General features: G+C 72.8%; 26 protein-coding genes. 20 read left to right on the top strand and 6 right to left on the bottom strand.

What is annotated here, in order from left to right:
• Position 1: 1 nt before the first annotated feature.
• Positions 2-940 (bottom strand): NAD-dependent epimerase/dehydratase family protein, encoded by a 939-nt coding sequence (locus tag ACEN8D_RS07610; protein WP_309887827.1) that lies wholly within the window; start codon positions 938-940, stop codon positions 2-4.
• A gap of 55 nt (positions 941-995) precedes the next feature.
• On the opposite strand from ACEN8D_RS07610, the gene ACEN8D_RS07605 reads away from it, so the two are divergent.
• The 4 genes from ACEN8D_RS07605 to ACEN8D_RS07590 all read left to right on the top strand — a co-directional run bounded on the left by ACEN8D_RS07605 (position 996) and on the right by ACEN8D_RS07590 (position 4,398).
• Entirely contained in the window at positions 996-1,343 is a 348-nt protein-coding gene (locus ACEN8D_RS07605; RefSeq protein WP_071303125.1) for a MerR family transcriptional regulator, read from the top strand.
• A 55-nt stretch (positions 1,344-1,398) separates the two neighbouring features.
• Complete coding sequence (locus tag ACEN8D_RS07600; protein WP_309887831.1) at positions 1,399-2,961, top strand: LCP family protein; 1,563 nt, start codon at positions 1,399-1,401, stop codon at positions 2,959-2,961.
• Between the two features lie 37 nt (positions 2,962-2,998).
• Complete coding sequence (locus ACEN8D_RS07595; protein WP_309887833.1) at positions 2,999-3,760, top strand: sulfite exporter TauE/SafE family protein; 762 nt, start codon at positions 2,999-3,001, stop codon at positions 3,758-3,760.
• A 62-nt stretch (positions 3,761-3,822) separates the two neighbouring features.
• Positions 3,823-4,398 (top strand): TetR/AcrR family transcriptional regulator, encoded by a 576-nt coding sequence (locus ACEN8D_RS07590; protein ID WP_413399074.1) that lies wholly within the window; start codon positions 3,823-3,825, stop codon positions 4,396-4,398.
• Between the two features lie 3 nt (positions 4,399-4,401).
• On the opposite strand, the gene ACEN8D_RS07585 is transcribed toward ACEN8D_RS07590, so the two are convergent.
• Positions 4,402-4,743 carry a DUF4190 domain-containing protein gene (locus ACEN8D_RS07585; protein ID WP_309887837.1) on the bottom strand — a complete coding sequence of 114 codons (342 nt, stop codon included), beginning with the start codon at positions 4,741-4,743 and terminating at the stop codon, positions 4,402-4,404.
• Positions 4,744-4,830: 87 nt separating this feature from the next.
• Here ACEN8D_RS07585 and ACEN8D_RS07580 point away from each other — a divergent pair, with 87 nt between their 5' ends.
• Positions 4,831-5,220, top strand: a complete 390-nt coding sequence (locus ACEN8D_RS07580; protein ID WP_309887839.1) for a hypothetical protein — start codon at positions 4,831-4,833, stop codon at positions 5,218-5,220.
• Between the two features lie 20 nt (positions 5,221-5,240).
• Here ACEN8D_RS07580 and ACEN8D_RS07575 read toward each other — a convergent pair whose 3' ends face one another.
• From ACEN8D_RS07575 to xylA, 3 genes are all read right to left on the bottom strand, one after another.
• Positions 5,241-6,227 carry an acetylxylan esterase gene (locus ACEN8D_RS07575; protein WP_413399073.1) on the bottom strand — a complete coding sequence of 329 codons (987 nt, stop codon included), beginning with the start codon at positions 6,225-6,227 and terminating at the stop codon, positions 5,241-5,243.
• A gap of 95 nt (positions 6,228-6,322) precedes the next feature.
• The gene (locus tag ACEN8D_RS07570) at positions 6,323-7,792 is read right to left on the bottom strand and encodes a xylulokinase (RefSeq protein WP_413461330.1); all 1,470 of its coding nucleotides are present in this window, start codon (positions 7,790-7,792) and stop codon (positions 6,323-6,325) included.
• Positions 7,785-8,978, bottom strand: coding sequence for a xylose isomerase (gene xylA / locus ACEN8D_RS07565; RefSeq protein ID WP_413399974.1), 1,194 nt, complete (start codon positions 8,976-8,978; stop codon positions 7,785-7,787). Before xylA ends, ACEN8D_RS07570 begins: the two co-directional genes overlap by 8 nt.
• Before the next feature lie 97 nt (positions 8,979-9,075).
• On the opposite strand from xylA, the gene ACEN8D_RS07560 reads away from it, so the two are divergent.
• From ACEN8D_RS07560 to ACEN8D_RS07490, 15 genes are all read left to right on the top strand, one after another.
• On the top strand, positions 9,076-10,254 hold the full coding sequence (locus tag ACEN8D_RS07560; protein ID WP_413461331.1) for a Gfo/Idh/MocA family protein: 1,179 nt from the start codon (positions 9,076-9,078) through the stop codon (positions 10,252-10,254).
• A gap of 51 nt (positions 10,255-10,305) precedes the next feature.
• The gene (locus ACEN8D_RS07555; RefSeq protein ID WP_070419197.1) at positions 10,306-10,953 is read left to right on the top strand and encodes a ThuA domain-containing protein; all 648 of its coding nucleotides are present in this window, start codon (positions 10,306-10,308) and stop codon (positions 10,951-10,953) included.
• Positions 10,938-12,050 carry a Gfo/Idh/MocA family protein gene (locus tag ACEN8D_RS07550; RefSeq protein WP_071295274.1) on the top strand — a complete coding sequence of 371 codons (1,113 nt, stop codon included), beginning with the start codon at positions 10,938-10,940 and terminating at the stop codon, positions 12,048-12,050. Before ACEN8D_RS07555 ends, ACEN8D_RS07550 begins: the two co-directional genes overlap by 16 nt.
• 31 nt (positions 12,051-12,081) lie before the next feature.
• Positions 12,082-13,131 (top strand): sugar phosphate isomerase/epimerase family protein, encoded by a 1,050-nt coding sequence (locus ACEN8D_RS07545; protein ID WP_070416804.1) that lies wholly within the window; start codon positions 12,082-12,084, stop codon positions 13,129-13,131.
• A gap of 126 nt (positions 13,132-13,257) precedes the next feature.
• A complete protein-coding gene (locus ACEN8D_RS07540; RefSeq protein WP_495601218.1) occupies positions 13,258-14,520 on the top strand; it encodes an ROK family protein in 1,263 nt (420 codons plus the stop codon).
• Complete coding sequence (locus ACEN8D_RS07535) at positions 14,517-15,554, top strand: NAD(P)-dependent alcohol dehydrogenase (protein ID WP_413400310.1); 1,038 nt, start codon at positions 14,517-14,519, stop codon at positions 15,552-15,554. The genes ACEN8D_RS07540 and ACEN8D_RS07535 overlap by 4 nt, the downstream gene beginning before the upstream one ends.
• Before the next feature lie 142 nt (positions 15,555-15,696).
• The gene (locus tag ACEN8D_RS07530) at positions 15,697-17,073 is read left to right on the top strand and encodes an MFS transporter (protein WP_413400102.1); all 1,377 of its coding nucleotides are present in this window, start codon (positions 15,697-15,699) and stop codon (positions 17,071-17,073) included.
• A 68-nt stretch (positions 17,074-17,141) separates the two neighbouring features.
• A complete protein-coding gene (locus ACEN8D_RS07525) occupies positions 17,142-17,435 on the top strand; it encodes a hypothetical protein (protein WP_070416800.1) in 294 nt (97 codons plus the stop codon).
• Positions 17,432-19,306: an alpha/beta hydrolase gene (locus ACEN8D_RS07520; protein WP_413461582.1), complete on the top strand. Its 1,875-nt coding sequence runs from the start codon at positions 17,432-17,434 to the stop codon at positions 19,304-19,306. Before ACEN8D_RS07525 ends, ACEN8D_RS07520 begins: the two co-directional genes overlap by 4 nt.
• 11 nt (positions 19,307-19,317) lie before the next feature.
• Positions 19,318-19,803 (top strand): hypothetical protein, encoded by a 486-nt coding sequence (locus tag ACEN8D_RS07515; protein ID WP_495601217.1) that lies wholly within the window; start codon positions 19,318-19,320, stop codon positions 19,801-19,803.
• 120 nt (positions 19,804-19,923) lie between these two features.
• Complete coding sequence (locus ACEN8D_RS07510) at positions 19,924-20,379, top strand: hypothetical protein (RefSeq protein WP_413399200.1); 456 nt, start codon at positions 19,924-19,926, stop codon at positions 20,377-20,379.
• The gene (locus tag ACEN8D_RS07505; protein WP_413399201.1) at positions 20,376-20,885 is read left to right on the top strand and encodes a hypothetical protein; all 510 of its coding nucleotides are present in this window, start codon (positions 20,376-20,378) and stop codon (positions 20,883-20,885) included. The genes ACEN8D_RS07510 and ACEN8D_RS07505 overlap by 4 nt, the downstream gene beginning before the upstream one ends.
• A gap of 126 nt (positions 20,886-21,011) precedes the next feature.
• Positions 21,012-22,445 carry a bifunctional UDP-N-acetylglucosamine diphosphorylase/glucosamine-1-phosphate N-acetyltransferase GlmU gene (gene glmU / locus ACEN8D_RS07500; RefSeq protein WP_261645683.1) on the top strand — a complete coding sequence of 478 codons (1,434 nt, stop codon included), beginning with the start codon at positions 21,012-21,014 and terminating at the stop codon, positions 22,443-22,445.
• Between the two features lie 54 nt (positions 22,446-22,499).
• Positions 22,500-23,477: a ribose-phosphate diphosphokinase gene (locus ACEN8D_RS07495; RefSeq protein ID WP_022907051.1), complete on the top strand. Its 978-nt coding sequence runs from the start codon at positions 22,500-22,502 to the stop codon at positions 23,475-23,477.
• Entirely contained in the window at positions 23,474-24,253 is a 780-nt protein-coding gene (locus tag ACEN8D_RS07490; protein ID WP_413399202.1) for a putative protein N(5)-glutamine methyltransferase, read from the top strand. Before ACEN8D_RS07495 ends, ACEN8D_RS07490 begins: the two co-directional genes overlap by 4 nt.
• Before the next feature lie 82 nt (positions 24,254-24,335).
• Here the strand turns inward: ACEN8D_RS07490 and ACEN8D_RS07485 are convergent, their stop codons facing one another.
• Positions 24,336-25,919 (bottom strand): molybdopterin-dependent oxidoreductase, encoded by a 1,584-nt coding sequence (locus tag ACEN8D_RS07485; RefSeq protein WP_495601216.1) that lies wholly within the window; start codon positions 25,917-25,919, stop codon positions 24,336-24,338.
• Between the last annotated feature and the right edge of the window lie 121 nt (positions 25,920-26,040).

Below are 26,040 nucleotides of genomic sequence, written 5' to 3'. Positions count from 1 at the left end.
GTCAGGGGCGCGGCGGAGCCGTGTAGGACCCGTTCCGGACGTCCTCGACGAGTGACCGCTCCGACGGGTCCCAGCCGTAGGTGGCCCGTGCCTTCGTCGCGAGGAGGTGCGTGGACGTCGTCAGCGTCCGGACCGCCGGGCCCATCTGCGCCTCGGCGACCTCGAGCGGGACGGAGACGCTCGGGGTGCCGGTGAGGGTGCCGATCGCCTCCGCGAGTTCCCGGAAGGTGAACGGCACCGAACCGACCGCGTTGACGACGCCGGCGACCGGGTGCTCGATCGCCCGGACGTACAGGTCGGCGAGGTCGTCGACGTGCACGGGGTACCAGGCGTTCGTACCGTCGCCGATGTACGTCGCGGCGCCGTTCGTGACCGCGGCCTCGATGAGGCCGGTGACGAGCCCGGTCCCGCCGCGACCGAAGACGAGCCCGGCGCGGACGGCGATCCCGGTGATGCCCGGCGCGCCGAGCACGATGCGTTCGGCCTGTGCCTTGACCGGCTGGGCGCTGACCTCGGGGAGCACTGCGTCCTCGGTGACGTCCGTCGGGTCGAAGCCGTAGACGAGTCCGGTGGAGGTGTAGACGACGGGCTTCGGGGCGGTGCCCGAGGTCCCGGTGGTTCCCGGCGTTCCGTTCGTTCCGGCGGGTTCTGCTGCTCCGGCGGTGACGGCGCGGACGGCCGCGAGCTCGTCCTCGGTCGACTGCGCGGTCGGTGCGTAGTCCGAGGCGGCGTACACCACCGCGTCGGCCGCCGCGGCTGCGGTGCGGAGCACCTCGGTGTCGGTGATCGAGCCGGCGACGGGTACTGCGCCGGCCGCTCGCAGGCGGGCGGCGCTCTGCTCGGAGCGGGCGAGCGCGGTGACGGAGTGGCCGGCGGAACGGAGGTGTTCGACGAGGACCGAGCCGAAGTAGCCGGTGCCGCCGATGACGAAGATCTGCATGGACGGCACGCTAAACTCTGACATCAGTGTCAAGGTCAAGCGAGGAGCAGCGACGATGCAGATCGGCGATCTGAGCCGGGCCAGCGGGGCGAGTGCGCGGTCGCTGCGCTACTACGAGCAGCTCGGGTTCATCCGACCGGAGCGCCGGGCCAACGGCTACCGCGACTACGACGAGTCCGACGTCGAGACCGTCGGCACGATCAAGATGCTCCTCGACCTCGGGCTGCCGACGGCGCTCATCGAACAGGTCCTGCCGTGCACCCGCGGCCGGAAGGTCGAGGACCAGTGCCCGGGCATCATCGACCAGGTCGTCGCGATCCGGGACGACATGGACGCGCGGGCGCAGCGGCTCCTCGCGACGAGGGACGCCCTGTCGGAGTCGCTCTCGCGCGTCGGACGCTGAACCGCTCCGCAGGCGGATTCCGCACGCGTGCAGCGACCGTCCCTAGGGTGACGCCATGCATGACGAACCTGACGGGGGCCAGCACCCGATCGTGCCGACCGAGCGCGGTGCCGTGCGACACGGTCGCCAGCGGCGCGCAGCCCGCACCCTCTTCCCGGCGATCGGCGGCGTCCTCGCGATGGCACTCGTGCTCACGGGCGGGTACGCGGCCTGGTCCTACGCGCAGCTCGACAGCGCCGTGACCAAGGTGCACGTGGCGCTCCCGCACCCCTCGGCGTCCGCCGACGTCGACGGGTCGGCCGAGAACATCCTGCTCGTCGGGGACGACCACCGTCCGGCCGACGCCACCCCGCAGGAGCTCGCCGAGCTCGGCACGCAGCTCGACGACGGGGCGACGAACACCGACACCATGATCGTGCTGCACATCCCCGCGGGCGGGGGCAGCGCGACGATGATCTCGTTCCCGCGCGACTCGTGGGTGCCGATCCCCGGCCACGGCACGTTCAAGCTGAACAGCGCGTTCTCGGACGGCGCGGCGAACGGCGGCGGCGACGCCGGGGGCATGCGCCTCCTCATCCAGACCATCGAGAACATCAGCGGCCTGCAGATCGACCACTTCGTGCGCGTCTCGCTGCTCGGCTTCTACCAGCTCGTGAAGGCGCTCGGGCCAATCCAGGTCTGCCTGAACGAACCCGCCCACGACCCGAACTCGAACGTCGACCTCCCGGCGGGGAACTCGACGCTGAACGCCTCGCAGGCGCTCTCCTTCGTCCGGCAGCGCGACGGGCTCCCGCGCGGTGACCTCGACCGCGAGGTCCGCCAGCAGTACTTCCTCTCGCAGGAGGCCCGCAAGGTCCTCTCCGCCGGCACCCTCCTCAACCCGGTGAAGGTGTCCGACCTGCTGCACGGTGTCGGGGACGCCGTGCAGATCGACGACGGCCTGAGCATCCCGAGCCTCGTCAACACGTTCCGCAGCATCGACCTGTCGAGCATCCGGTCGACGACCATCCCCACCGCGGGGACCCCGACCATCGACGGCTACTCGACGGTGGCGGTGGACTTCGGCGCGGTGCCGGCGTTCATCCAGGGCATCGTGGGCGCGCCCGCGGCGTACACGGCGGCAAAGGCGGCGTCCCCGTCGAGCGTGCACGTGTCCGTGCAGAACGGCGGCTCCCTGCCGGGAGGTGCGACGGCCGCCTCGGCAGCGCTCACGGCGAAGGGGTTCGTGGTCGGGGCGCCGAGCGACACCACCACCACGGCGGCCACGGTCGTCGAGTACCCGAAGGGCGCCGAGGCCGCCGCGAAGGCCGTCGTCGCGGCGGTCCCCGGAGCCACGGCGGTCCGCTCGACCACGGTGTCGGGGGTGACGCTCGTGCTCGGGACCGACGGGCGCACGGTCGGGGCCGCGGGGGCTGCCGGGTCCGGTTCCGGCGCGGGTTCGGGTTCGCCCGGCTCCGGCTCTACTGGCTCGGTTTCGGCTGGCTCGGGCGCTCGCTCCGGGTCGTCCGGCTCCGGCGCCTCCGGTTCGTCCGGTGCCGGGTCGTCCGCGCCCGCGGCCACCCCGTCGTCCACCCCGGTCGGCAACGCGTACGGCAAGCAGGGCACCTGCATCAACTGATCGCACCCCCGGCCACCGCGCCGTGTCAGCATGGAGCGTGCTGACCGTCGGGATCCTCGTCGTCGCGGGCGTGGTGGCCGGGGTGATCGGCACCGCCGGCGGCATCACATCGCTCGTGGCCTACCCGGCGCTGCTCGCCGTCGGGGTCCCACCGCTCGCCGCGAACGTCACGAACTCCGTCGCGCTGATCGGCAGCGGTGCGAGCTCCGCGTTCCGGGCTCGTCACGAGGTCCGCGCCGAACCCGCGGTCCTGCGTCGCTGGATGCCGACGACCGTCGCCGCCTCGCTCGCGGGCGCGGTGCTCCTGGTCGTCACACCGGCACACCTCTTCGACCGCATCGTCCCGTTCCTCGTGCTCGCCGGGGGACTGCTCCTGCTGCTGCAGCCGTTCATCGACCGTCGTCGTGCCCGGGCCGCCGGTGACGCCGCGGGTGGGCACGGCACCGCCGCAGCGGCCGGGATCGTCGGGGTCGGCGTCTACAACGGGTACTTCGGCGCCGGGTCCGGTGTGCTCATGATCGCCGTGCTGCTGCTCACCGGGGAGCCGTCCCTGCACCGTGCGAACGCCGTGAAGAACGTGCTGCTCCTCGCCGCGGACCTGTTGCCGGCGGTCGTGTTCGCGGTGTCCGGGCACGTCGTGTGGTCCGCCGCCGTGGCCCTGGGCGCGGGGGCGGTGGTCGGCGGTCTCATCGGACCGACCGTCGCCCGGCGGGTGCCGCACGGGGTCCTCCGCGTCGCGATCGCGTGCTGCTCGGTCGCGCTCGCCGTGTACCTGTTCGTCACGGTGGCGTCGTCCTGATCCGCGGGGACGGTGGTCGCTGACGCCCCGGGACGACCGTCCGGATCGGTACGGTGGTCGGCATGGCACGATTCACGCCCCCAGCCGCCGACGCCGTCCGCGCACGCCTCCTGCTCGCCGCGCGCGACGAGTTCGCCGCGGCGGGGCTCGTCGGCGGCAAGGTCGAGCGGATCGCCGCCGCCGCGTCGAGCAACAAGGCGCAGGTCTTCCACTACTTCGGCAGCAAAGAAGGGCTGTTCGACGCCCTCGTCGAGCAGACCGTTGCCGAGACCTTCGACCTCGTCCCGCTCGACACCGACGACCTGCCCGGGTTCGCCGGCCGGTTGCACGACTCGTGGACCGAGCGGCCCTGGGCCCAGCGGCTGGCGACCTGGCACCGGCTCGAGCGTGCGGCGGCCGCTCCGCTCGAGGCGATCGTCGAACGCCGGACCACGATGGTCGCCGAGGTCGAGCGGGCGCAGCGGGCCGGCGTCCTGCCGCGCAGCTACCGACCCGCGGTGCTGCTCGGCCTCGTGCTGCACCTCGCGGCGTTCTGGAGCGAGGCCTCCGCGGAGTCCGAGGCCCTGACGCGCGCGGTGGTGCCGACGCGGCGACGGCAGATCGTCGTCGACGCGGTCACGTCACTCGTCGGTAACTGACGGTCAGGAGCCCTCGCCGAACGGCAGGCCGAGGGCGAAGGGCACGCCCAACCCGAGGAAGCCGGACGCGGCGACGGCGGCCGGCAGCACGACCGTGACGAGCGTCAGCGTCGCGCCGATGAGCACCGCCGCGAAGGCGAGGCCGTCGCCGCGCTCGCCGGTGCGCCGGACCTCACGGCGGGCGATGAACCCGACGATGACCCCGCCGATCGGCGCGACGAAGGCGAGCGCGATGGCCACGACCGCGATGAGGCTCAGCGGAGCGACCGCGGTCGGAGCACCAGCGGTCGGCGCGGCGTCGGGTCGGGTGGCGGGCACGTGGGCTCCGGGAGCGATGTCGGTCACGGCGACCGAGCCTACGAGTGCGACGACCGACGGGGGAGTACCCAGTCCTGGTGGCGTGGAGGCACTCCGGTGTGCCACGCTCGGTCCGTGGATGACGGACTCCTCTACGACCTCTGCAGCCGGGCGCGGCGCGTGCAGATGCGAGCCGGCGGGTCGGAGCCGGCGCTCCGCGGGCTGACGGACTTCATCTCCGCCGCAGCCGACCCCCGGGGTACCTACTCCGACGCAGCCCTCGTGGCGCTCGTCGAAGCGGCGCCGGACCCGGTCGGGTTCCGGTGGGGGTTGGAGCGGCTCGAGGCGGTGAGCGCCATCCGGACCGTCCCGCCGTCGGACTACTCCGCCGACGAGGTGGCCGAGTACGAGGATGCCCAGGCGGCCCTGCTGCGCCGGATCGGCCGCGACAGCGGGGAGCCCACGTCGGGCCCGGTCCAGGTGGTGAAGAACGTCCTGGAGCAGTTCGTCCGCCGCTGGTACTGACCCGCGCGTCGCCCGGCCGCTCAGTCCCGCTCGCGCAGGAACGCCACCTGCCGCTCCCAGTGCGCGAACCCACCACCCTCGTGCCCGTTGTACGGGTACACCTCGATCGCCTTGTCCACCGAGCCGAGCGCGTTGTACGCCGCGAAGGTCGTCCGCGGCGGGACCACGTCGTCCATGAGCGCGACGGAGAACAGCGCCGGCGCGGTGATCCCCGCCGCGAAGTGCACCCCGTCGAAGTACGCGGCCGTGTCCCACACGGTGTCGATCGCGTCGCGGTGCACGGACAGGTACCGCGCGAGCTCGAGGTACGGACCACCCACGGCGACGGCGGTGCCGTTCTCCCAGTCGCTGAGGAACGCGACGTCCGGCAGGAGCGCCGTGATCGGGCCGACGTGGGCCTCGACGAGCGCGGCCGCGGCGATGGTGATCCCGCCGCCCTGGCTCCCGCCGGTCAGCGCGATGCGGTCCGGGTCGATGCCGGGCAGTGAGCGGACGGCGTCGACGAGTCGGACGGCGTCGGTGTACACGCGCCGGTAGTAGTGGTCGGCGGGGGACCCGATGCCGCTCGTCATCCAGCCGCCGATGTGCGGGCCGGAGCCGTGCGGGTCCGGGGTGTCGCCGCCGGAGCCCCACCCGCTGCCCTGGCCGCGGGTGTCCATCACGACGTGCACGTACCCGGCGAGGGCCCACGAGACGCGTTCGCCCGGCAGCCCGCGACCACCGTTGTAACCGAGGAACTCGACGACGACCGGCAGCGGCCCGGCGGCGTCGACCGGCCGCGAGACCCAGGCCCGGACGGGGTCGCCGGCGAAGCCCGGGAAGGTGAGGTCCTCGATGACGAGTCCGGTCACCGGGGTGTCGGCGGCGGCGAGGACGGGGTCGGTGCCCGACCCGGCGGCCCGGGCGTCGGCGACGGTCTCGGTCCAGAAAGCGTCGAAGTCGTCCGGCCGGCGGATGTCGGGTCGGTAGGCGCGCAGGGCGTCGAGGGGCAGGTCGGTGTACGGCATGTGGTCTCCTCCGGGGACGATGATGCCCCCGACGCCGTGGTGGACGGCGTCGGGGGCGGGAGTGTCCGCGAACGGACGAACGGACGAGCAGCCGCTCAGCGCGCGGCGGCCCGGTACTGCTCGAGAACCTCGGGGTGCGGGTCGCCGGCCACGACCGTGGTCGCCGTCTCCCACGCCGGCAGGCTCCCGGTGAACACCCACGCCGCCTGCTTCGCCGCGCCGGCAGCCACGTACTCGCCCGGCTCCGGCACGAGGACGTCACGACCGAACACCTGCGCAGCGACGACCCGCACGGCCTCGTTGCGCGCCGCACCGCCGATGAGCAGCAGCCGCTCGACGGTGACACCGGTGCCCTCGACCGCCGCGAGGCCGTCCGCGAGCGCGCACAGCATCCCCTCGACCGCGGCCCGGGCGAGGTGCGCCCGGTCCGTCGTCCCCGGCGTCATGCCGAGCAGCGACGCCGTCGCGTCCGGTCGGTTCGGCGTGCGCTCGCCGACGAAGTACGGCACGAGCACGAGCCCGTCGGCACCCGCCGGCGCCTGCAGCGCCAGCTCGCCGAGCGCGTCGTGGTCCACGCCGAGCAGGCCGCCGATCACCTCGAGCACGCGCGCCGCGTTGAGCGTCGTGACGATCGGGAGGCGCGACCCGCTCCCGTCGGCGAAGCCCGCCACGGTCCCGCTCGGGTCGCGCACCTCGGCGTCGGTGACCCCGAAGACCGTGCCGCTCGTGCCGAGGGACACCGCGACGTCACCCGGGCCGAGTCCGAGGCCGAGCGCTGCCCCGGCGTTGTCGCCGAGTCCGGCGCCGACGAGGAGCCCCGAAGGTGCCACGGCGTCGTTCGGCAGCTGGACGTCCGCGGTGAGCGTGCCCATCGCCTCGTCGGGCAGGACGACCCGCGGCACGACGACGGAGTCCGGGGAGCCCGTGGCTCCGGCGACGCGCATCGGTCGTCCGAGCGCCGACTCGAACAGCTCCGCGTCGTACTCGCGCCGCACCGGGTCCCAGTAGGCCGTGCCGCTGGCGTCGGAGCCGTCGGTGGCGAGGGCGTCGAGGTCGGGACCGAGCGGACTCTCGTCGGCCGGACCGTACCCGCGCAGCCGCCACGACAACCAGTCGTGAGGGAGGGCGACGGCCGCGACCCGGCCGGCGTTCTCGGGCTCCGCGTCGCGGAGCCACCGCAGCTTGGTACCGGTGAACGACGCCACTGGCACCAGACCCGTGCGGGCGACCCATGCCTCCTGGCCCAGCTCCGCGACCATCTGCGCGGCCGCGTCGGCACTGCGGACGTCGTTCCAGAGCAGTGCGTCGCGGACCACGCGGCCGTCCGCGTCCAGTGCCACCATGCCGTGCTGCTGCCCGGCGATCGCGACGGCGCCGACGTCGGTGAGCCCGCCGGCGTCCGCGACGGCGGTGCCGAGCGCGTCCCACCAATGGCGGGGATCGACGGACGTGCCGTCCGGGTGGGACGCGCGTCCCTCCCGGACGACGGCGCCGGTCACGGCGTCACGGATCGTGACCTTGCAGGACTGGGTCGACGAGTCGACCCCTGCGACCAGGTCAGCCACGAGCGCCCATGAGGTGCTCGATGGCGAGCTGCTGCAGCTTCACGAAGCCGAAGCCCTTGCCGCCGAAGTACGCGTCGGCGTCGAAGTCCTCGTACGCGGAGCGGTCCGCGAGGAACGCGTCGTACGACTCGCCGTCGTTCAGGGTGGGGGTGCTGAGCTCGCCGACCTTGGACGCCTCGAGCGCTGCCTGCACCTCGGGGTCGGCGCGGAACGCCTGCGCACGTTCCTTGAGCAGGAGGTACATGCGCATGTTCGCGGCCGCGGAGTCCCAGACGCCCGTGATGTCCTCGGTGCGGCTCGGCTTGTAGTCGAAGTGGCGGGGGCCGTCGTACGCCGGGCCGCCCTGGGGTGCACCGTGCTCGAGCAGGTCGACGAGCGAGAACGCGTTCTGCAGGTCGCCGTGCCCGAAGACGAGGTCCTGGTCGTACTTGATGCCGCGCTGACCGTTGAGGTCGATGTGGAAGAGCTTGCCCTGGTAGAGCGCCTGGGCGATGCCGGCCGTGAAGTTCAGCCCGGCCATCTGCTCGTGGCCGACCTCGGGGTTGATGCCGAAGAGTTCCGGACGCTCGAGCGTCTCGGTGAACGCGATGGCGTGGCCGAGGGTCGGCAGCAGGATGTCGCCGCGGGGCTCGTTCGGCTTCGGCTCGATGGCGAACCGGATGCCGTAGCCCTTGTCGGTGACGTACTGGGCGAGGAGGTTCACGGCCTCGCGGTAGCGCTCGAGCGCGGCCTGCACGTCCTTCGCGCTGTCGTACTCGGCACCCTCGCGGCCGCCCCACATCACGAACGTCGATGCGCCGAGCTCGGCGGCGAGGTCGATGTTGCGCAGGACCTTGCGGAGCGCGAACCGGCGCACCTGGCGGTCGTTCGAGGTGAAGCCGCCGTCCTTGAACACCGGGGCGGAGAAGAGGTTCGTCGTGACCATCGGCACGACGATGCCGGTGGCGTCGAGGGCGCCCTTCAGGCGGTCGATCTGCGTCTGGCGCTCGGCGTCCGTCGAGCCGAACGCGAAGAGGTCGTCGTCGTGGAAGGTCAGCCCGTAGGCGCCGAGCTCGTCGAGCTTCTCGACGGCCTCGACCACGTCGAGGGCGGGGCGGGTCGGGCCGCCGAAGGGGTCGGTTCCGTTGTAGCCGATGGTCCAGAGACCGAAGGAGAACTTGTCTGCACGGGTGGGCGTCGTTGCCATGGTGGTCACCGTTCGTCGTCGAAACAAAATGTTGCCGCGCCCAACATAAGCGGTAGTGTTGACTCTGGCAAGGACGTGATCGCAAGGGAGCGAGCGGATGGCACAGGACCGACTTCGAGTGGCCATGGTGGGCCACGGCTTCATGGGAGCCGCGCACTCACAGGGGTGGCGCACCGCACCGAGGTTCTTCGACCTCGGGGTCGAACCGGAGATGGCCGTCATCGTCGGCCGTGACCCGGAACGGACCGAGGCGGCGCGGCAGCAGTACGGCTGGCAGGCCGCGTCCACCGACTGGCGCGCCGTGGTCACCGACCCGGACATCGACGTCGTCGACATCTGCTCGCCCGGCTCGTCCCACGTCGAGGTCGCGATCGCGGCGCTCGAGGCCGGCAAGCACGTCCTGTGCGAGAAGCCCCTGGCCAACACCGTCGCCGAGGCCGAGGCGATGACCGCGGCGGCCGCCGCCGCACGGGCGGACGGCGTCCGCGCGATGGTCGGCTTCAGCTACCGCCGGGTGCCCGCCATCGCGTTCGCGAAGCGGCTGGTGGAGGACGGGAGGCTCGGCACCGTCCGACAGGTCCGCGCGCTCTACCTGCAGGACTGGCTCGCCGACGAGGACGGCCCGATGACCTGGCGCCTCGACAAGGCGCTCGCCGGCTCCGGCTCGCTCGGCGACATCGGCGCGCACGCGATCGACCTCGTCGAGCACGTCACGGGCGCACAGCTGTCGACCGTGTCCGGCACCCTCGAGACCTTCGTGACCGAACGTCCGCTGATGGCCGAGGGCGTCGGGCTGTCCGGCACCGCCTCGACCGAACGCGGGCAGGTCACCGTCGACGACGCTGCTTTCTTCCTCGGACGGCTCGCCGGTGGCGCTGCCGACGGGGCGATCGGCTCGTTCGAGGCGACGCGCTACGCGACCGGCCGGAAGAACGGCCTCACGCTCGAGATCAGCGGGTCGGCGGGTGCGATCCAGTTCGACCTCGAGTCGATGAACGAGCTGCGCTTCTACGACGCCACCGCACCCGCGGGCGAGCAGGGCTTCCAGCCGATCCTCGTCACCGAGCCCGAGCACCCGTACATGGCCGCCTGGTGGCCGACCGGGCACCTCATCGGGTACGAGCACACCTTCAGCCACGAGGTGAAGGACTTCGTCGAGGCGATCGTCGCGGGCACCGACCCGTCGCCGTCGTTCGAGGACGGGCTGCACGTGCAGCGGGTCCTCGACGCGGTCGAGCGGAGCGCCGCCGACGGCAGCGCCTGGACGGTGATCTGAGTGGCTCCGACGAAGCACGCCCTCGTCGTCCGCGGCGGGTGGGACGGGCACATGCCGGTCGAGACCACCGACGCGTTCGTGCCGTTCCTGCGGGACAACGGGTTCGACGTGCAGGTGTCGGACTCGACCGCGGTGTACGCCGACGAGTCGGTCATGGCGGACGTCGACCTGATCGTGCAGGTCGTCACGATGTCCACCATCGCCGACGACGAGTTCGCCGGGCTGCAACGGGCCGTCCTCGGCGGCGCCGGCCTCGCGGGCTGGCACGGCGGGATCGCGGACGCGTTCCGCAACACCGCCGACTACCTCCACATGATCGGCGGCCAGTTCGCGCACCACGCGGGCAAGCACCCGTCGGAGCGCACCGGCGAGCAGTCCGACAACTACATCCCGTACACGGTGCACATCACCGACCTCGGGCACGAGCACCCGATCACGCAGGGCATCGAGGACTTCGACCTCGTGACCGAGCAGTACTGGGTGCTCTCCGACGAGTACAACGACGTGCTGGCGACGACCACGCAGGAGGCGCGGGACTTCGACGCCTGGAACCGTCCGGTCACGGCGCCGGCGATCTGGACCCGGCAGTGGGGCGAGGGACGCGTGTTCGTCTCGGCACCCGGGCACCGGCTCGAGGTCGTCGAGTCGCAGCCGCTCCGCACGATCATCGAGAGAGGACTCCTGTGGGCAGCCCGGTGAACGGTCCGGCACTGCGGGTCGGTGTCGTGGGTGTCGGCAACATCAGCCAGCAGTACTTCGAGCACTTCCCGGCCCTGCCCGGCCTGGCGCTCACGGCCGTGGCGGACCTCGACGTCGACCGCGCCCGGTCGGTCGGCGACGCCCAGGGCGTCCGGGGCACGAGCGTCGACGAGCTCCTCGCCGCGGACGACGTCGACGTCGTGCTCAACCTGACGATCCCGGCCGCGCACGCCGAGGTGGCCACCCGGGCCCTCGACGCCGGCAAGCACGTCTACGGCGAGAAGCCGCTCGCACTCGCGACGGCCGAGGCCGCACCGGTGCTCGAGCTGGCCGCACGCTCGGGCCTGCGGGTCGGCAGCGCGCCGGACACCGTGCTCGGGACGGGGATCCAGACCGCGCGCGCAGCACTCGACGACGGGCTGATCGGCGACCCGGTCGGTGCCGCGGTGTCGTGGAGCGCCCCGGGACACGAACTCTGGCACCCGGCGCCAGCGTTCTACTACCAGCCCGGCGGCGGCCCGCTGCTCGACATGGGGCCGTACTACCTGACGAGCCTCGTGCAGTTCTTCGGCCCCGTCGCCCGGGTCAGCGGCAGCGCCACCCGGTCGACCCGTGAGCGGACCATCGCGACCGGCCCGTTCGCCGGCGCACCGATCCCCGTCGACGTCGACACCCACGTCGTCGCCGTGCTCGAACACGCCAGCGGAGTCGTCTCCACGGTCACCGTCTCGTTCGAGGTGTGGGCGACCCGGGCGCCGCTGTTCGAGGTGCACGGCACCGCGGGCAGTCTCGCCGTCCCGGACCCGAACCGCTTCTCGGACCCGGTGTCGATCGCGACGGCCGACGACCGCGAGTGGCGCGAGCTGCCCGTGTCGGCCGGGTACGCCGACGCCGGCCGCGGGTACGGACTCGCGGACATGGCGCACGCGATCGCGACCGACCGGCCGCACCGGGCGTCGGGGGACCTCGCGTTCCACGTGCTCGAGGTCATGGAGGCCGTCCAGACCGCCTCGCGGGAGCACACCGTCGTCACGGTGGCGTCCCGCGTCGACCGGCCGGAGACGGTCCCCGCCGGCGCGACCCCGGGATCATGGTGACCAGCACACGCAGCGAGGAAGGACGACGACGATGACGACGACGGACGGAACCGACGAGGCGGGGACGACCCGCGCCTCCAGGCCGGTCACCCTCTTCACCGGCCAGTGGGCCGACCTGCCCTTCGAGGAGGTGGCACGTCTCGCCGGCGAGTGGGGGTACGACGGCCTCGAGATCGCCTGCTGGGGCGACCACCTCGACGTCCGCCGCGCCGCGACGGACCCCGCGTACGTCGCGGACCGCACGGCGATCCTGGAGCGCAACGGCCTGCAGGTCTGGACGATCGCGAACCACCTCACCGGCCAGGCCGTGTGCGACGACCCGATCGACCAGCGGCACGAGGACATCCTCGCGCCGCACGTGTGGGGCGACGGCGACCCCGAGGGCGTCCGGCAGCGTGCCGCCGAGGAACTGCAGTGGACCGCGCGTGCCGCCGCGGCGCTCGGGGTCGACACCGTCACCGGGTTCTCCGGGTCCTCGATCTGGAAGACCGTCGCCGGCTTCCCACCCGTGCCCGCGTCGATGATCGACGCCGGGTACCAGGACTTCCACGACCGGTGGTCGCCGATCCTCGACGTGTTCGAGGAGGTCGGCGTCCGCTTCGCGCTCGAGGTGCACCCCTCCGAGATCGCCTACGACTACTGGACGGCGAAGCGGACGCTCGAGGTGTTCGCCGACCGCCCCGCGTTCGGGTTCAACTTCGACCCGTCGCACTTCGTCTGGCAGGACCTCGACCCCGCCGCGTTCCTGCTCGACTTCGCCGACCGGGTGTACCACGTGCACTGCAAGGAGTCGGTGAAGCAGCTCGACGGGCGCAACGGACGACTGTCGTCGCACCTGCCGTGGGGCGACCCCCGGCGCGGGTGGGACTTCGTCACCGCCGGGCACGGGGATGTGCCGTGGGAGCGGGTGTTCCGCGTGCTGAACCACATCGGGTACGCCGGGCCGACGAGCGTCGAGTGGGAGGACGCCGGCATGGACCGGCTCGTCGGCGGGCCGGAGGCACTGGCGTTCGTCCGGAAGCTGGGCACGATCGCGCCGCCCGAGGCCGCGTTCGACGCGGCGTTCTCGCGCTCGCGGTAGCGCGGCCCGCGGCGCCGAGACTCGGCCACGCGGACGGTTTCGCGGCGCGGAGTCCGCGAAACTGTCCGGCGGCCCGAGACTCGGGCCGGCGCCAACCCACCCACCACCGACCACGACGAGGGACCGATGACGAGCACGACCGCCGCGACGCCCGCGCCTGCGCCGGGCAACGCGGCGCGCGTCCTCCGGCTCGTCCACGAGGAGGGGCCGATCACCCGCGCCGAGATCACCCGGCGCACCGGCCTGAACCGCTCGACGACCCTCGCGCTCGTCGGCGAACTCGTCGACCGCGGCCTCCTCCACGAGGACCTCCCCGCAGCCGGTGCACCGGGGACCGGCGTCGGGCGGCCGAGTCCGGTCGTCCGGGCCGCGCCGGACGTCGTGGCGGCAGCGGTCACGGTCGAGGTCGACGCCGTCTCGGTCGCCCTCGTCGGGCTCGACGGCACGGTGCGGAGCCGCCTCGTCGAACCGCAGCACCGTCCGCCCACGCCCGCAGAGGCCGTCGCGACCGTCGCCGGGCTGCTCGACCGGATCCGTCCGGGGTCGGCCGGCACCGCGACGCTCCGGCTCGTCGGGATCGGGGTCGCCGTGCCCGGCACGGTCCGGGTGGAGGACGGGACCGTCCAGTACGCACCGCACCTCGGCTGGCACGACGCACCCTTCGCCGGGCCCCTCGCCGAACGGACCGGGCTGCCGGTGCGGGCCGCGAACGACGCCAACGTCGGCGCCTGGGCGGAACGGCTCGCCGGCAGCGGCCGGGGCGTCGACGACCTCGTGTACCTCAACGGCGGCGCGAGCGGCATCGGCGGCGGGGTCATCACGGCCGGCCGTCCGCTGAGCGGTGCCGACGGGTACGCGGGTGAGCTCGGACACACCTTCGTCGCGGCGAACGGCATCCGGTGCCACTGCGGTGCCGTCGGCTGCCTCGAGACCGAGGCCTCCCGTGACGCCCTGGCGACCGCGGCCGGGACCGCTCCGGACGACCTGGTCGCCCTCGCCGCGGCGCTCGCCGAGGACCGACCCGAGGTCGAACGGGTCGTGGACCGCCAGGTGGCAGCCCTCGCCACGGCCCTCCGCAACGCGATCCACACCGTGAACCCGTCGGTCGTCGTGCTCGGCGGTTTCCTCGGCGTGCTGCTCGACCACGTCGGCGACCGGATCCTCGACGACGTCCGAGCGCAGTCGATGACCGGCACCGCCGACCGGCTCCGCATCGTGCCGGCCGCGCTCGCGTCCGACGTGCTCGTGCACGGGGCCGCCGAGATCGCGTTCGGCGCCCTGCTGCGCGACCCGGACCGGATCACCGACGCGGTGCCGGCAACACCCACCCCCACGACCACCCCCCCGGCCGCCCGCCCCGCCGCGGCCGAGGAAGCGAGAACCGCATGACCTCCACCCAGCGCGTCAGCGTGCTGCTCGGCACCCAGGACCTCACCGTCGAGGACCGTCCCGTCCCCGCGGTCGACCCCGGCGACGTCCTCGTCCGGGTCGCCGCGGTCGGCGTGTGCGGCTCCGACGTGCACTACTACCGCCACGGCCGGATCGGGGACTTCGTCGTCGAGGCGCCCCTCGTGCTCGGCCACGAGCTCTCCGGCACGATCACCGCGGTCGGCGAGGGCGTCGACCCGTCCCGCGTCGGGGAACGCGTGGCGATCGAGCCGCAGCGACCGTGCCACCGCTGCGCCCAGTGCCTCGCCGGGCGGTACAACCTCTGCCCACACATGCGCTTCTACGCGACGCCCCCGGTGGACGGGGCGTTCGCCGAGTTCGTCACGATCGAGTCCGAGTTCGCGCACACGCTGCCCGACTCGGTGTCGTTCGAGGCCGGAGCCCTGCTCGAGCCCCTCTCCGTCGGCATCGCCGCGGTCCGCAAGGCCGGGATCGTCCCCGGGTCGAGCGTGCTCATCGCCGGGGCCGGTCCGATCGGCATCATCTGCGCGCAGGCCGCGAGGGCGTTCGGTGCCTCGCGGATCGTCATCAGCGACCTCGTCCCGGAGCGCCGCGAGCGCGCGCTCTCCTTCGGCGCGACCGAGACCGTCGACCCCACCGTGGTCTCCGTGGCGTCCGACCTGCCGCCGTTCGACGCCTTCATCGACGCCAGTGGTGCGCCGCGGGCCGTCTCCGACGGCATCAAGGCCGTGGGACCGGCCGGGGCCGCCGTCCTCGTCGGGCTCGGCAACTCCGAGATGACGCTGCCGGTCGAGCACATCCAGAACCTCGAGGTCACGGTCACCGGGATCTTCCGGTACACCGGCACGTGGCCGGTCGCGATCGAGCTCGTCGCGTCGGGGCAGGTGGACCTGGACTCGCTGGTCACGGGTCGCTTCGCCCTCGACGACGTCCGCGAGGCCCTCGAGAGCGACACCGACCCCGAGTCGCTCAAGTCGGTCGTCTACCCGGGCGGCGTGCCGTCCGCGACGTGACCGGACGACGGACGGGAGGGACGGGGCGGGCCCGCACCGTCCCTCCCGTCCGTCCTGGAGTCGCCACCAGGGCACGCGACCCGCGTCGGGACGCCCCCACTGGGGCCACCGCCGCGACACCCGGACGCGCTACGGTTCGCGCATGACGGCTTCACCCGCGGCTGCCGTGCCGCAGCGCACCGACCGCCGCGCCCTCGTGTCCTGGGCACTGTGGGACTGGGGATCCGCGGCGTTCAACGCGGTCGTCACGACCTTCGTCTTCAGCACCTACCTGGCGAGCCGCGCGTTCGTCGACCCGGCGCTCGTCGCCGACACGTCCGCCGCCGGGAAGGCGCTCGTCGAGCGGGAGCTCGCGCACAACGCGGCCGTCGTGTCGACGGCACTGACGATCGCCGGCATCGTCGTCGCGCTCGTCGCCCCGGCGGTCGGACGCCTGGCGGACACGTCCGGGCACCGGCGCCGGTCGGTGCTCATCGCCACGATCGGCATCGCGCTCTCGATCGGCGGCATGGTGTTCGTCGCGCCGAGCCAGCCGTACCTGCTGCTCGGTGCGGCCCTGCTCGGCATCGGGACCGTCGCCTACGAGATCGCGAGCGTCGGCTACAACGCGATGCTCGGACAGGTCGCGTCGGGGGAGCAGACCGGACGCGTCTCGGCGATCGGCTGGGCGGCCGGGTACTTCGGCGGCATCGTGCTGCTCGTCGTCCTGCTCGTGCTCTGCATCCAGGACTTCGGCGGGGGCGACGTCGCGGGGCTCCTGCAGCTCCCCGCGACCGTGGCCTCCGGGCAGTGGGACGTCCGCGTCGCGATCGGCATCGCCGCCGTGTGGCTCGCCGTGAGCTCGATCCCGCTGTTCGTCACCGTCCCCGAGGCCGCGCCGGACCGTTCGCGCGCCGGCAGCCTGCTCGGGGCGTACCGGGACCTCGGGCGGGACATCGCTCGGCTCTGGAGCGAGCGCCGGAACGTCCTGGCGTTCCTGCTGGCGAGCGCGGTGTTCCGCGACGGCGTCGGCGCCGTGTTCACCTTCGGCGGGATCGTCGCCGCGCAGGTGTTCGGCTTCAGCCCGTCGCAGGTGATCCTCTTCGCCATCGCGGCCAACGTCGTCGCGGGCATCGCCACGTTCCTGTCCGGCAGGCTCGACGACCGGTTCGGGTCACGCGCGATCATCACGGTGTCGCTCGTCGGGCTCGCGGTGTGCGGGATCGGCGTGTTCGCGGTGGGGAACGTCACCGCGGGCTTCTGGGTCCTCGGCCTGACACTGGCGCTGTTCGTCGGGCCGGTCCAGTCGTCCTCGCGGGCGTACCTGGCACGGTTGGCGACTCCCGGCCGCGAGGGCGAGCTCTTCGGCCTCTACGCCACGACCGGACGCGCGGCGTCGTTCCTCGCGCCGGCGCTCTTCGGGGTGGCGGTGACGGTCGGCGGGTCGACGCGGTACGGGATCCTCGGGGTCGTCGTCGTGCTCGTGGCGGGGCTGGTGCTCATGGCGTTCGTCAAGCGGGAGCCGGTGGGCGGGCGCTGAGTCCGAGCGTGTCGGAGACCGCGGTGCTATCGTCTCCGACGTCCACGGGGGAACGACGGGGGGAACACATGGGGGCCGCAGAACTGCGGATCGAGTCGGAGACGCTCGCGGCGGTCGCGACCGCGCTGACCGACGCCCGGACCGCGCTCGGTGCGGACACCGCCCGGTTCACGGGCCTCGACACCGGTTGCCTCGGCGTGACCGAGGTGGTCAGCCGCACCGCCGGCCTGTCGCTCGCCCACCAGGGCATGATCGACGCCGTCGACGCAGCCCTCGAGCAGGCCGCGACCTTCCCGCACGACCTCGGTGCGCAGGTCGACGCGCAGGAAGCCGCCCTCGCGAAGCAGGCGGACGGCAAGTGAGCGGCGAGGAGCCGGACGTCGGCGACCCCGCCGGCATCACCGCCCTGGGGAAGCACTGGCACGACCGGGCCGACGCCGTGCAGGACGCCCTGGCGAAGATCGCCTCGGCGTCCGACGTCACCGCATCGCCGACGTGGAAGGGCGACGCGCAGACCCGCTTCGCGGCACTGCTCGACGAGATGCGGCCGAGCGCGTCCGGCCTCGGGGCGCTCTTCGACGCCGCCGGGGATGCCTTCGACCAGTACGCGAAGGACGTCCAGCGCATCAAGGACGACGCGGACGCGATCCGCCTGCAGCGCGGGACCGTCGCGGCCGAGCTCGCCGGACAGCAGCTCACGCTGCCGACGCTCCGCTCCGCCGCGAAGGCCGACGACGCGACCGAGGCGGACGCCAAGAGCCTCGCGAACGCGGAGCGGGCGATCGCCGACGCCGGCGACCGGTCCGCGGCGCTCGACGCGCGGTGGGAGCAGCTCGTGCAGGACCGCACGACGGCCGACCAGGCGCTGCTCCGGGTGATCACCGGCCCCGAGACGCTCGGACGCCTCGGCAGCATCGAGGGACGTGGTGTCGGCGCGTCCGACGAGGACCTCGCGTCGATGCTCGCGGGCCTGTCGCCGACCGAGCTCGGCGCGCTCCTCATGCTCGACCGCAACCTCGCCGACCGCATCGCCGACATGTCGCCCGACGAGGTCGCCGCGCTCTGGAAGACCCTGGGCGGTGGGAAGGACACGACCGGCGCCGAGCACACCGCCGCCCAGGACGCGCTCATCGCATCGCTGCCCGCGGTCGTCGGCAACCTCGCGGGGCTGCCTGCCTGGGCGCGGGACCGGGCGAACCGGATGACGCTCGTGTCGGCCGTGGCCCAGGCCGAGCAGGACCTCGCGGGCGCGAAGAAGCGGCGCGTGGGGCTCGGGTGGCCGGCGTCGCAGGCGGCGGACCAGTCGATCGAGGCGGCGCAGGCGAACCTCGACGCGTACCGGAACATCGAGAAGACGCTGGCGTCGACGGCGAAGCCCGGTCGCGCGCTGCTCACGCTCGCCACCGACCACCAGCCGCCGCTCGCTGCGGTGGCGGTCGGTGACGTGGACACCGCCGAGAACGTGACGTACATGGTGCCGGGGATGGGGACCACCACGAAGGACACCTCGGGGTGGACGACCGGGGCGCAGAACCTCTGGCAGACGCAGGAGCTGTCGAACGCGGCTGGGACGTCGCACGCAGTCGTCGCATGGATGAACTACGAGGCCCCTCCGGTCCCGCCGGCATCGCTCGGTGTGCTCCACGGGGACGCCGCCAGGACCGGGGCGGATCGGCTCGCCGGCGATCTGCAGGGTTTTCGGGCTTCGCGGGACGAACAACCGGTCCTCAACCTGGTCGGTCACTCCTACGGCACGACGACCGCCGCGAACGCCCTCCACGATCACGGGGTCCACGTCGACGCCTTCGTGAGCGTTGCGTCAGCCGGTATCGAGAACTCGATCCACGGTGCGAACGACCTTGCTGCCGATCACGTCTACGCGGGGCAGGGCACTGACGGCATACCGTTCTCCGGCGACAAGCGCGACGACTGGGCAGGGACAGGTCGGATGCTCAGCGGTCGACAGGATCCGATGCAGCCGGCTTTCGGTGCTGAGACGTTCGGCACGAACGGCGGTGCGGACACCGACGGAGGGGGCGTCACGACGCACGATCCGCTCGGGTACCGTGGGGACACGGGGTACTTCAACATGAACACCGAATCGCTCCGCAACGTCGCTCGAGCGACGTTCGAGGACGGTCGAGGGATGACGTCCGCGGACGCAGCCCCGCCGACGGTGTTGGACGACTGGGCCAACACACCGGGTGGACCGAGTCTTGGAGGGCGTCGATGAGATCCAGGCCCGTGCTGACCGCGGTCGCCGTCGTCCTGACCGGGTTCGCCTTGGCGAGCTGTGCGACGAACCCACCAGGAGAGGAAACGTCCATGACCTCCGTCCCGACGGCCCAGCAGCAAGGCAGCGCCGCGGAAGCGTACGTCGAGAAGACGATGCGCGCTTCCGGCGCGAAATGGGACGAAGCCCAGAGCGAGTCGTACGCGCAGGACTGCGTGCTCGAGGGCGGGAGTCGCGGGGCGCTGTTCAACGTCACACGGGTCGGTGGGGGAGTGCCGGATCCGAAGGCCACGCAGCAGCTGGTCGGCGCAGCGTGGGAAGCGGACGGTCTCGACGTGCAGTACTCGACGGACTCCTACAACGACGGGAGCCCGCAGTACGTCGTCAGCGGAACCGGCGGTCGCGTGGCGAGTGTGCAGTTCGGCGCTGGATCGCACCGCAGTACGATCTCGGCTGTCTCACGATGCGGTACGGGAGATGCGGCAGATCTCGGCTGATCGCGCCGGCGCGCGGCCGTGGTGATCGGCACCGTGAGAGTGCGGGCATCCGTGCTGGTCGCTGCGGTCGTGGTGGCATCGATGACCGCCTGCGCCCACGGGCCGAGCGAAGGGGACACCGTGCAGGCTGCACCGACCGCAGAGCACCAGCGCCGACAGGCGGCAGACTACGTCGAGGAGACGATGCGCCGTTCGGGGATCGACTGGGACGCGGACCAGTCCGACGAGTACGCGCAGGACTGCGTCCTCGCGGACGGCTCGGCGGGCGCGCTCTCCAACATCGTCCGGACCGGTGCGGGCGTCGACGACCCGGAGGCCGTGACGAAGGCGGTGGGCACGGCCTGGTTGGCGGACGGACTGAAGGTGGAGTACTCGACGGACGAGATGACGTCGGGTGCGAAGCGGTACCTGTTGAACGGCGGCGGCGGCGCCGTCGAGCGCATCCAGTTCGGCGCTGCGACGACCAACCACCATGAGCGGCGTGTCGAAGTGCGGCACCGGGAACGCGGCGGACCTCGGCTGACCGCGCGCCTCGCAGCCGGACTCCTTCGACACCCGACGGGACCGAGACGGTGAGCGGACGCGCCCGAGGCGCGGCAGCGGGGACCGTGCTCGCCCTGACACTGACGCTCGCCGCGTGTTCCGCTCCGCCGACCGGCGGCACCCCGGTGCCGAGCACACCGAGCACACCGACCGTCCAGCACCAGCGCGATCTCGCTTCCACGTACGTCGCTGCGACCATGCGGACCTCGGGCGTCCTGTGGGATGACGCACAGGAGAACGCCTACGCCCAGGAGTGTCGACTCGGTGACGGCACCTCCGGAGCGCTCGACAACCTCACCCGCATCGGTGCGGGTCTGCCCGATCCGCAGGCCGCGGTGCAGACCGTCGGCCGGTCGTGGGCTGCGGACGGGCTGACCGTCCAGTACTCGGAGTCCTCGCTCAACGACGGCAGTCGACAGTTCGTCGTCAAGGGGGCCGGTGGCGACGTCGAACGCATCCAGTTCGGGGCGGCGACCACGCGCAGTTCGCTCGCCGCGGTCTCACACTGCGGCACGGGTGACGCGGCGGACCTCGGCTGACGCCTCCCGTCGGGCGGTGCCAGGAGGCGCGGTGCAGGCCCGCCTGCAGGCTGCGGTTCCGCGCACGGTTGCGCCCCTGGCGCGGTTCCGCCGGACTCCGCAGCGAGCGTGCGCCAGGATGGAGCCATGACCGACCAGCGCATCGCCGTCGTCGTCCTCGCCGCCGGGCAGGGCACGCGCATGAAGTCGTCCACCCCGAAGGTCCTGCACCGCCTCGCCGGGCTGCCGCTCATCGCGCACGTGCTCCGGACGGCGTCGTCCCTCGAGCCCGAGCACGTCGCCGTCGTCGTGCGGCACGAACGGGAGCTCGTCGCGGCCGAGGTCACGGAGCGTGCCCCCGACGCCATCGTGGTCGACCAGGACGACGTCCCCGGTACCGGCCGTGCGGTCGAGGTCGCGGTGCAGGCACTTCCGGCGGACTTCGACGGCGCCGTCGTCGTGCTGTCCGGCGACGTGCCGCTGCTCGACGCGGCGTCGCTCCGAGCACTCGTGGACGCCCACGTCGGCGGCGGCAACGGCGCCACCTTCGTGAGCGCGATCGCACCGGACCCGACGGGCCTCGGCCGCATCGTCCGCGACGCCGACGGCGCGTTCGTCGGGGTCGTCGAGCACAAGGACGCGACCGCCGAGCAGCTGACCATCACCGAGGCCAACGCGGGCATCTACGCCTTCGACGTCACGCACCTCCGTGCGGTCCTGCCGTCGCTCACCACGGCGAACGCGCAGGGCGAGAAGTACATCACCGACGCGCCGGCACTCATCGGAGCGCGGGGCGCGCGCATCGACGTCGTCACGCTGACCGACCCGTGGCTGGTCGCCGGCATCAACGACCGGGCGCAGCTCTCCGACGCCGCCCGGGTGCTGAACGCGCGCATCGTCCGTCGGCACCAGCTCGCCGGCGTCACGGTGCAGGACCCGGCGACGACGTGGATCGACCTCGACGTCTCGATCGAACCCGACGCCGAGGTCCTCCCGGGCACCCAGCTCATCGGCGCCACCGCGATCGCCTCGGGCGCGGTCGTCGGGCCGGACACCACCCTGCGCGACACCGAGGTCGGCGTCGGCGCGGTGGTGAACCGCGTCGACGCGACCCTCGCGGTGATCGGTGACGGCGCCTCCGTCGGGCCGTTCGCCTACCTGCGACCGGGCACGATCCTCGGCGACGGAGGCAAGATCGGCACCTTCGTCGAGACGAAGAACGCGACGATCGGCCGGGGCAGCAAGGTGCCGCACCTGTCGTACATCGGCGACGCCGAGGTGGGCGAGGACTCGAACATCGGCGCGAACACGATCACGGCGAACTACGACGGGGTACACAAGCACCGGACCGAGGTCGGCTCGAACGTCCGTACAGGGTCGCACAACGTGTTCGTCGCCCCGGTTAGGATTGGTGACGGAGCGTACACCGGCGCGGGTACGACCGTCCGCAAGGACGTCCCTGCCGGGTCGCTGGCGATCAGCTACGCCCCACAGCGCAACACCGACGGATGGGTCGAGGAACACCGACCCGGTTCGCCGGCTGCCGAGGCCGCTCGGCGCGCGAACGGCGAACAGATCTGACGGCTCTCGGGCCGATCAACACGGCCCCGCGGGGTCAGGGAGTGAGCACCGCACTTGTCCGGAATCAAAACGACCGGCCAGAAACGACTCGTCCTCGTCTCAGGGCGAGCACACCCGGCGCTCTCGGCCGAGATCGCCGAGGAACTCGGCGTGGACCTCGTCCCGACCGATGCACGGACCTTCGCGAACGGGGAGCTCTACGCCCGCTTCGACGAGTCGGTCCGCGGCTGTGACGCGTTCGTCATCCAGTCCCACACCGCGCCGATCAACGAGTGGCTCATGGAGCAGCTCATCATGGTCGACGCCCTGAAGCGCGCGTCGGCGAAGCGCATCACCGTCGTCGCGCCGTTCTACCCGTACGCGCGGCAGGACAAGAAGGGCCGTGGTCGCGAGCCGATCTCGGCGCGACTCGTCGCCGACCTGTTCAAGGCCGCTGGTGCGCACCGCATCATGAGCGTCGACCTGCACGCCGCGCAGATCCAGGGCTTCTTCGACGGCCCGGTCGACCACCTGTTCGCCATGCCGGTCCTGCTCGAGCGCTTCCAGCAGACCCTCGACCCGTCGACGCTGACGGTCGTCTCGCCGGACATGGGCCGCGTGCGCGTCGCCGACATCTGGTCGGAGAAGCTCGGCGCGCCGCTCGCGATCATCCACAAGCGCCGCGACCCGCTCGTGCCGAACCAGGTGTCCGTGCACGAGATCGTCGGTGACGTCTCGGGTCGCGTGTGCCTGCTCGTCGACGACCTGATCGACACCGGTCGCACCATCGCCAAGGCAGCAGAGGCGCTCAAGGCCGCCGGTGCCACCGGCGTGGTCGTCGCGGCGACGCACGCGGTGTTCTCCGACCCCGCGACGGAGCTGCTCCAGAGCGAGTTCATCGACCGGGTCGTCGTCACCGACACCCTGCCGCTGCCGGAGGACAAGCGCTGGGACCGCCTCGAGGTCCTGCCGATCGCACCGCTCATCGCCCGCGCCATCCACGAGGTCTTCGACGACGGGTCGGTCACCTCGATGTTCGACGGCGCCGCTTGACCGCACCCGTGCGCGACGCGCTCGCGGCCCGGCTCCGGGCCGCGGGCAGCGTCTTCGCCGAGGACGAGGCGGACCTCCTGCTCGAAGCCGGCGACGGTGACGCGGTTCGCCTGCGGGCGCTCGTTCAGCGGCGGCTCGGCGGCGAACCGCTCGAGTACGTGCTCGGCTGGGCGGCGTTCGACGGGCACCGCCTGCGCGTGACGCCGGGCGTCTTCGTGCCCCGGGCCCGCACCACCGTCGTCGTGGAGCAAGCTGCACGCCGGTTGCACCGCTACGACCGTGTCGTGGACCTCTGCTGCGGTGCCGGGGCGATCTCGGTCGCGCTGCTCGGTCGCGTCGGTGCCCTCGACCTCGTCGCGGCGGACATCGACCCGGCGGCGGTCGACGTCGCTGCGGAGAACATCGGCGACCGCGGGATCGTCGTCGCCGGGGACCTCTTCGCGCCCCTGCCCGACCGGTTCCGCGGGCTCGTCGGCGTCATCGCCGTGAACGCGCCCTACGTGCCGACGGGGTCCATCCCGATGATGCCGTCGGAGGCCCGTGACCACGAGCACCGTGTCGCGCTCGACGGCGGCGCGGACGGGCTCGACCTGCACCGGCGGATCGCGTCGGGGGCGGGGGAGTGGCTCCGACCCGGGGGTGCGGTCGTCATCGAGGTGTCGGCTGCGCAGGCACCGACGTCGGCGTCCGTCTTCGAGGCTGCGGGCCTCGTGGTGGCCGTCGAGTCCGACGACGAGGTCGACGGGACCTGTGTCGTGGCGACGCGTCCCGCCTGAGGTGACCCGCGTCGTCGAGGTGACCCGCGTCGTCGAGGCGGGTCGCGCCTCCTGGCCGTGACGGTGGACGGCCCGCACCGTCTCAGGCCGCGCGGACCTCGACAGTGTGCCATCCCGACGCCCCGTTCGGAGCCGGGGGCCGCTCGACGCTCGTCTGCACCTCGCCGTCCGCGCTCACCGCTCGCACCTGGATGCGGTGCGACCCCTTCGTCGGCGTCCACCGGTAGACCCACTGCCGCCACGTGTCGGCCGAGACGGAGTCCGCGAGGGTCGCCTCTTCCCACGCGCCGTCCCCGACCCGGACCTGCACGCCCTTCACCCCGGTGTGCGGCTGCCACGCGACCCCGGCGATCGCCACCGTCGAACCGGCGTCGACCGTCGCGCCCGTGCGCGGGGTGTCGATGCGCGACTCCAGCTTGACCGGACCGCGTTCCGACCAGCCGCGCGGCGTCCAGTAGCCCTGGGCGTCGGCGAACCGCGTGACCTCGAGCTCGGTGACCCACTTCGTCGCGGACACGTAGCCGAAGAGCCCCGGGACCACCATGCGCACCGGGAACCCGTGTTCCGGCGGCAGCGGCTCGCCGTTCATCCCCACGGCGAGCAGCGCGGCCGTCCCGTCGTCCTGCAGGACGTCGAGGGGCGTGCCCGCCGTGAACCCGTCGATGCTGCGGGACAGCACCATGTCGGCGCTCGCGTGGGGCACGGCACGCTCGAGCAGCTTCCGGATCGGGTAGCCGAGCCAGAGCGCGGTGCCGATGAGGTCCCCACCCACCTCGTTCGAGACGCAGCTCAGCGTCGCGTGGTGTTCCTCGAGCGGGAGGGCGAGCAGGTCGTCCCACGTGAGCTCGACCTCGTGGTCGACGGCTCCGTGGATGCGGAGCTTCCAGTCCGCGGTGTCGACCGACGGCACCCGCAGCGCGGTGTCGATCCGGTAGAAGTCGCTGTTCGGGGTGACGTAGGGCGTGATGCCCTCGACGTCGAGCGACGCCCCGGCCGGGACGGCGGGTGCGGTGGTCGCCGGGGCCGGCAGCCGGACGGCCCGGCGTGCGGCAGCGGTCGCCTGCGCGGCGGCGGTGCCCAGACGGGAGGCGCCGCCCACCACGACCGCGACGGCCGCCGCCGTCACACCCCAGATCAAGAAGGCGCGACGTTCCGCAGAGGCGGGTCTGGGTGCGGCGGAGGGCACGGCGGCTGCCGACTCCCACCGGCGGAGCCTGGCGGTGAGCAGCCGGAGCACGATGACGGCCGCGGCGACCCCGAGCACGGACGGAGCCCCGTCCAGCGTGCCGCTGCCGGACCGGGTGGTGACGGCCAGGAGCGAGAGGACACCGCCGACGGCGAAGACCAGGGCCCCGAACGGCGGGCGGGCGCGTTCGAGGATGCCCGCCCCGGCGCTGACCACGGCGACGATGACCGCCATGAGCACGAACAGCGCGACCTTGTCGCCGGTACCGAAGAGCGTGACCATGAGGTCCTTCGCGCCCGGGGGTGCGAGGTCGATGACCGCCGAACCGACCGCGACGAGGGGGCTGCCGGCACCACCGCGGACGAGGGCACCGAGTTCCGCGGCGGCGAAGAACGCGAGCGCGGCGACGATGCCCGTCGCGGCCGCGAGCAGGCGGGGGCGCGAGACCGCCACGGGGGCGGGCGCGAGGTCAGTGGTCACGGGCCGAGCGTAGGTCGACCGTGCCGCGTGTGTGCTGACAGTCGTGCATGCGGTGGACAGAGTCGGCGGTGTCCGGGCCCGTGGACGACCCGTACCCCGCACGAGCGGGTCCGCCGGTTCG

This window comes from Curtobacterium sp. Curtsp22, from assembly GCF_059492135.1.
Note: the sequence above shows the minus strand (reverse complement) of the source record. Positions and strands in the feature narration are given on the sequence as shown.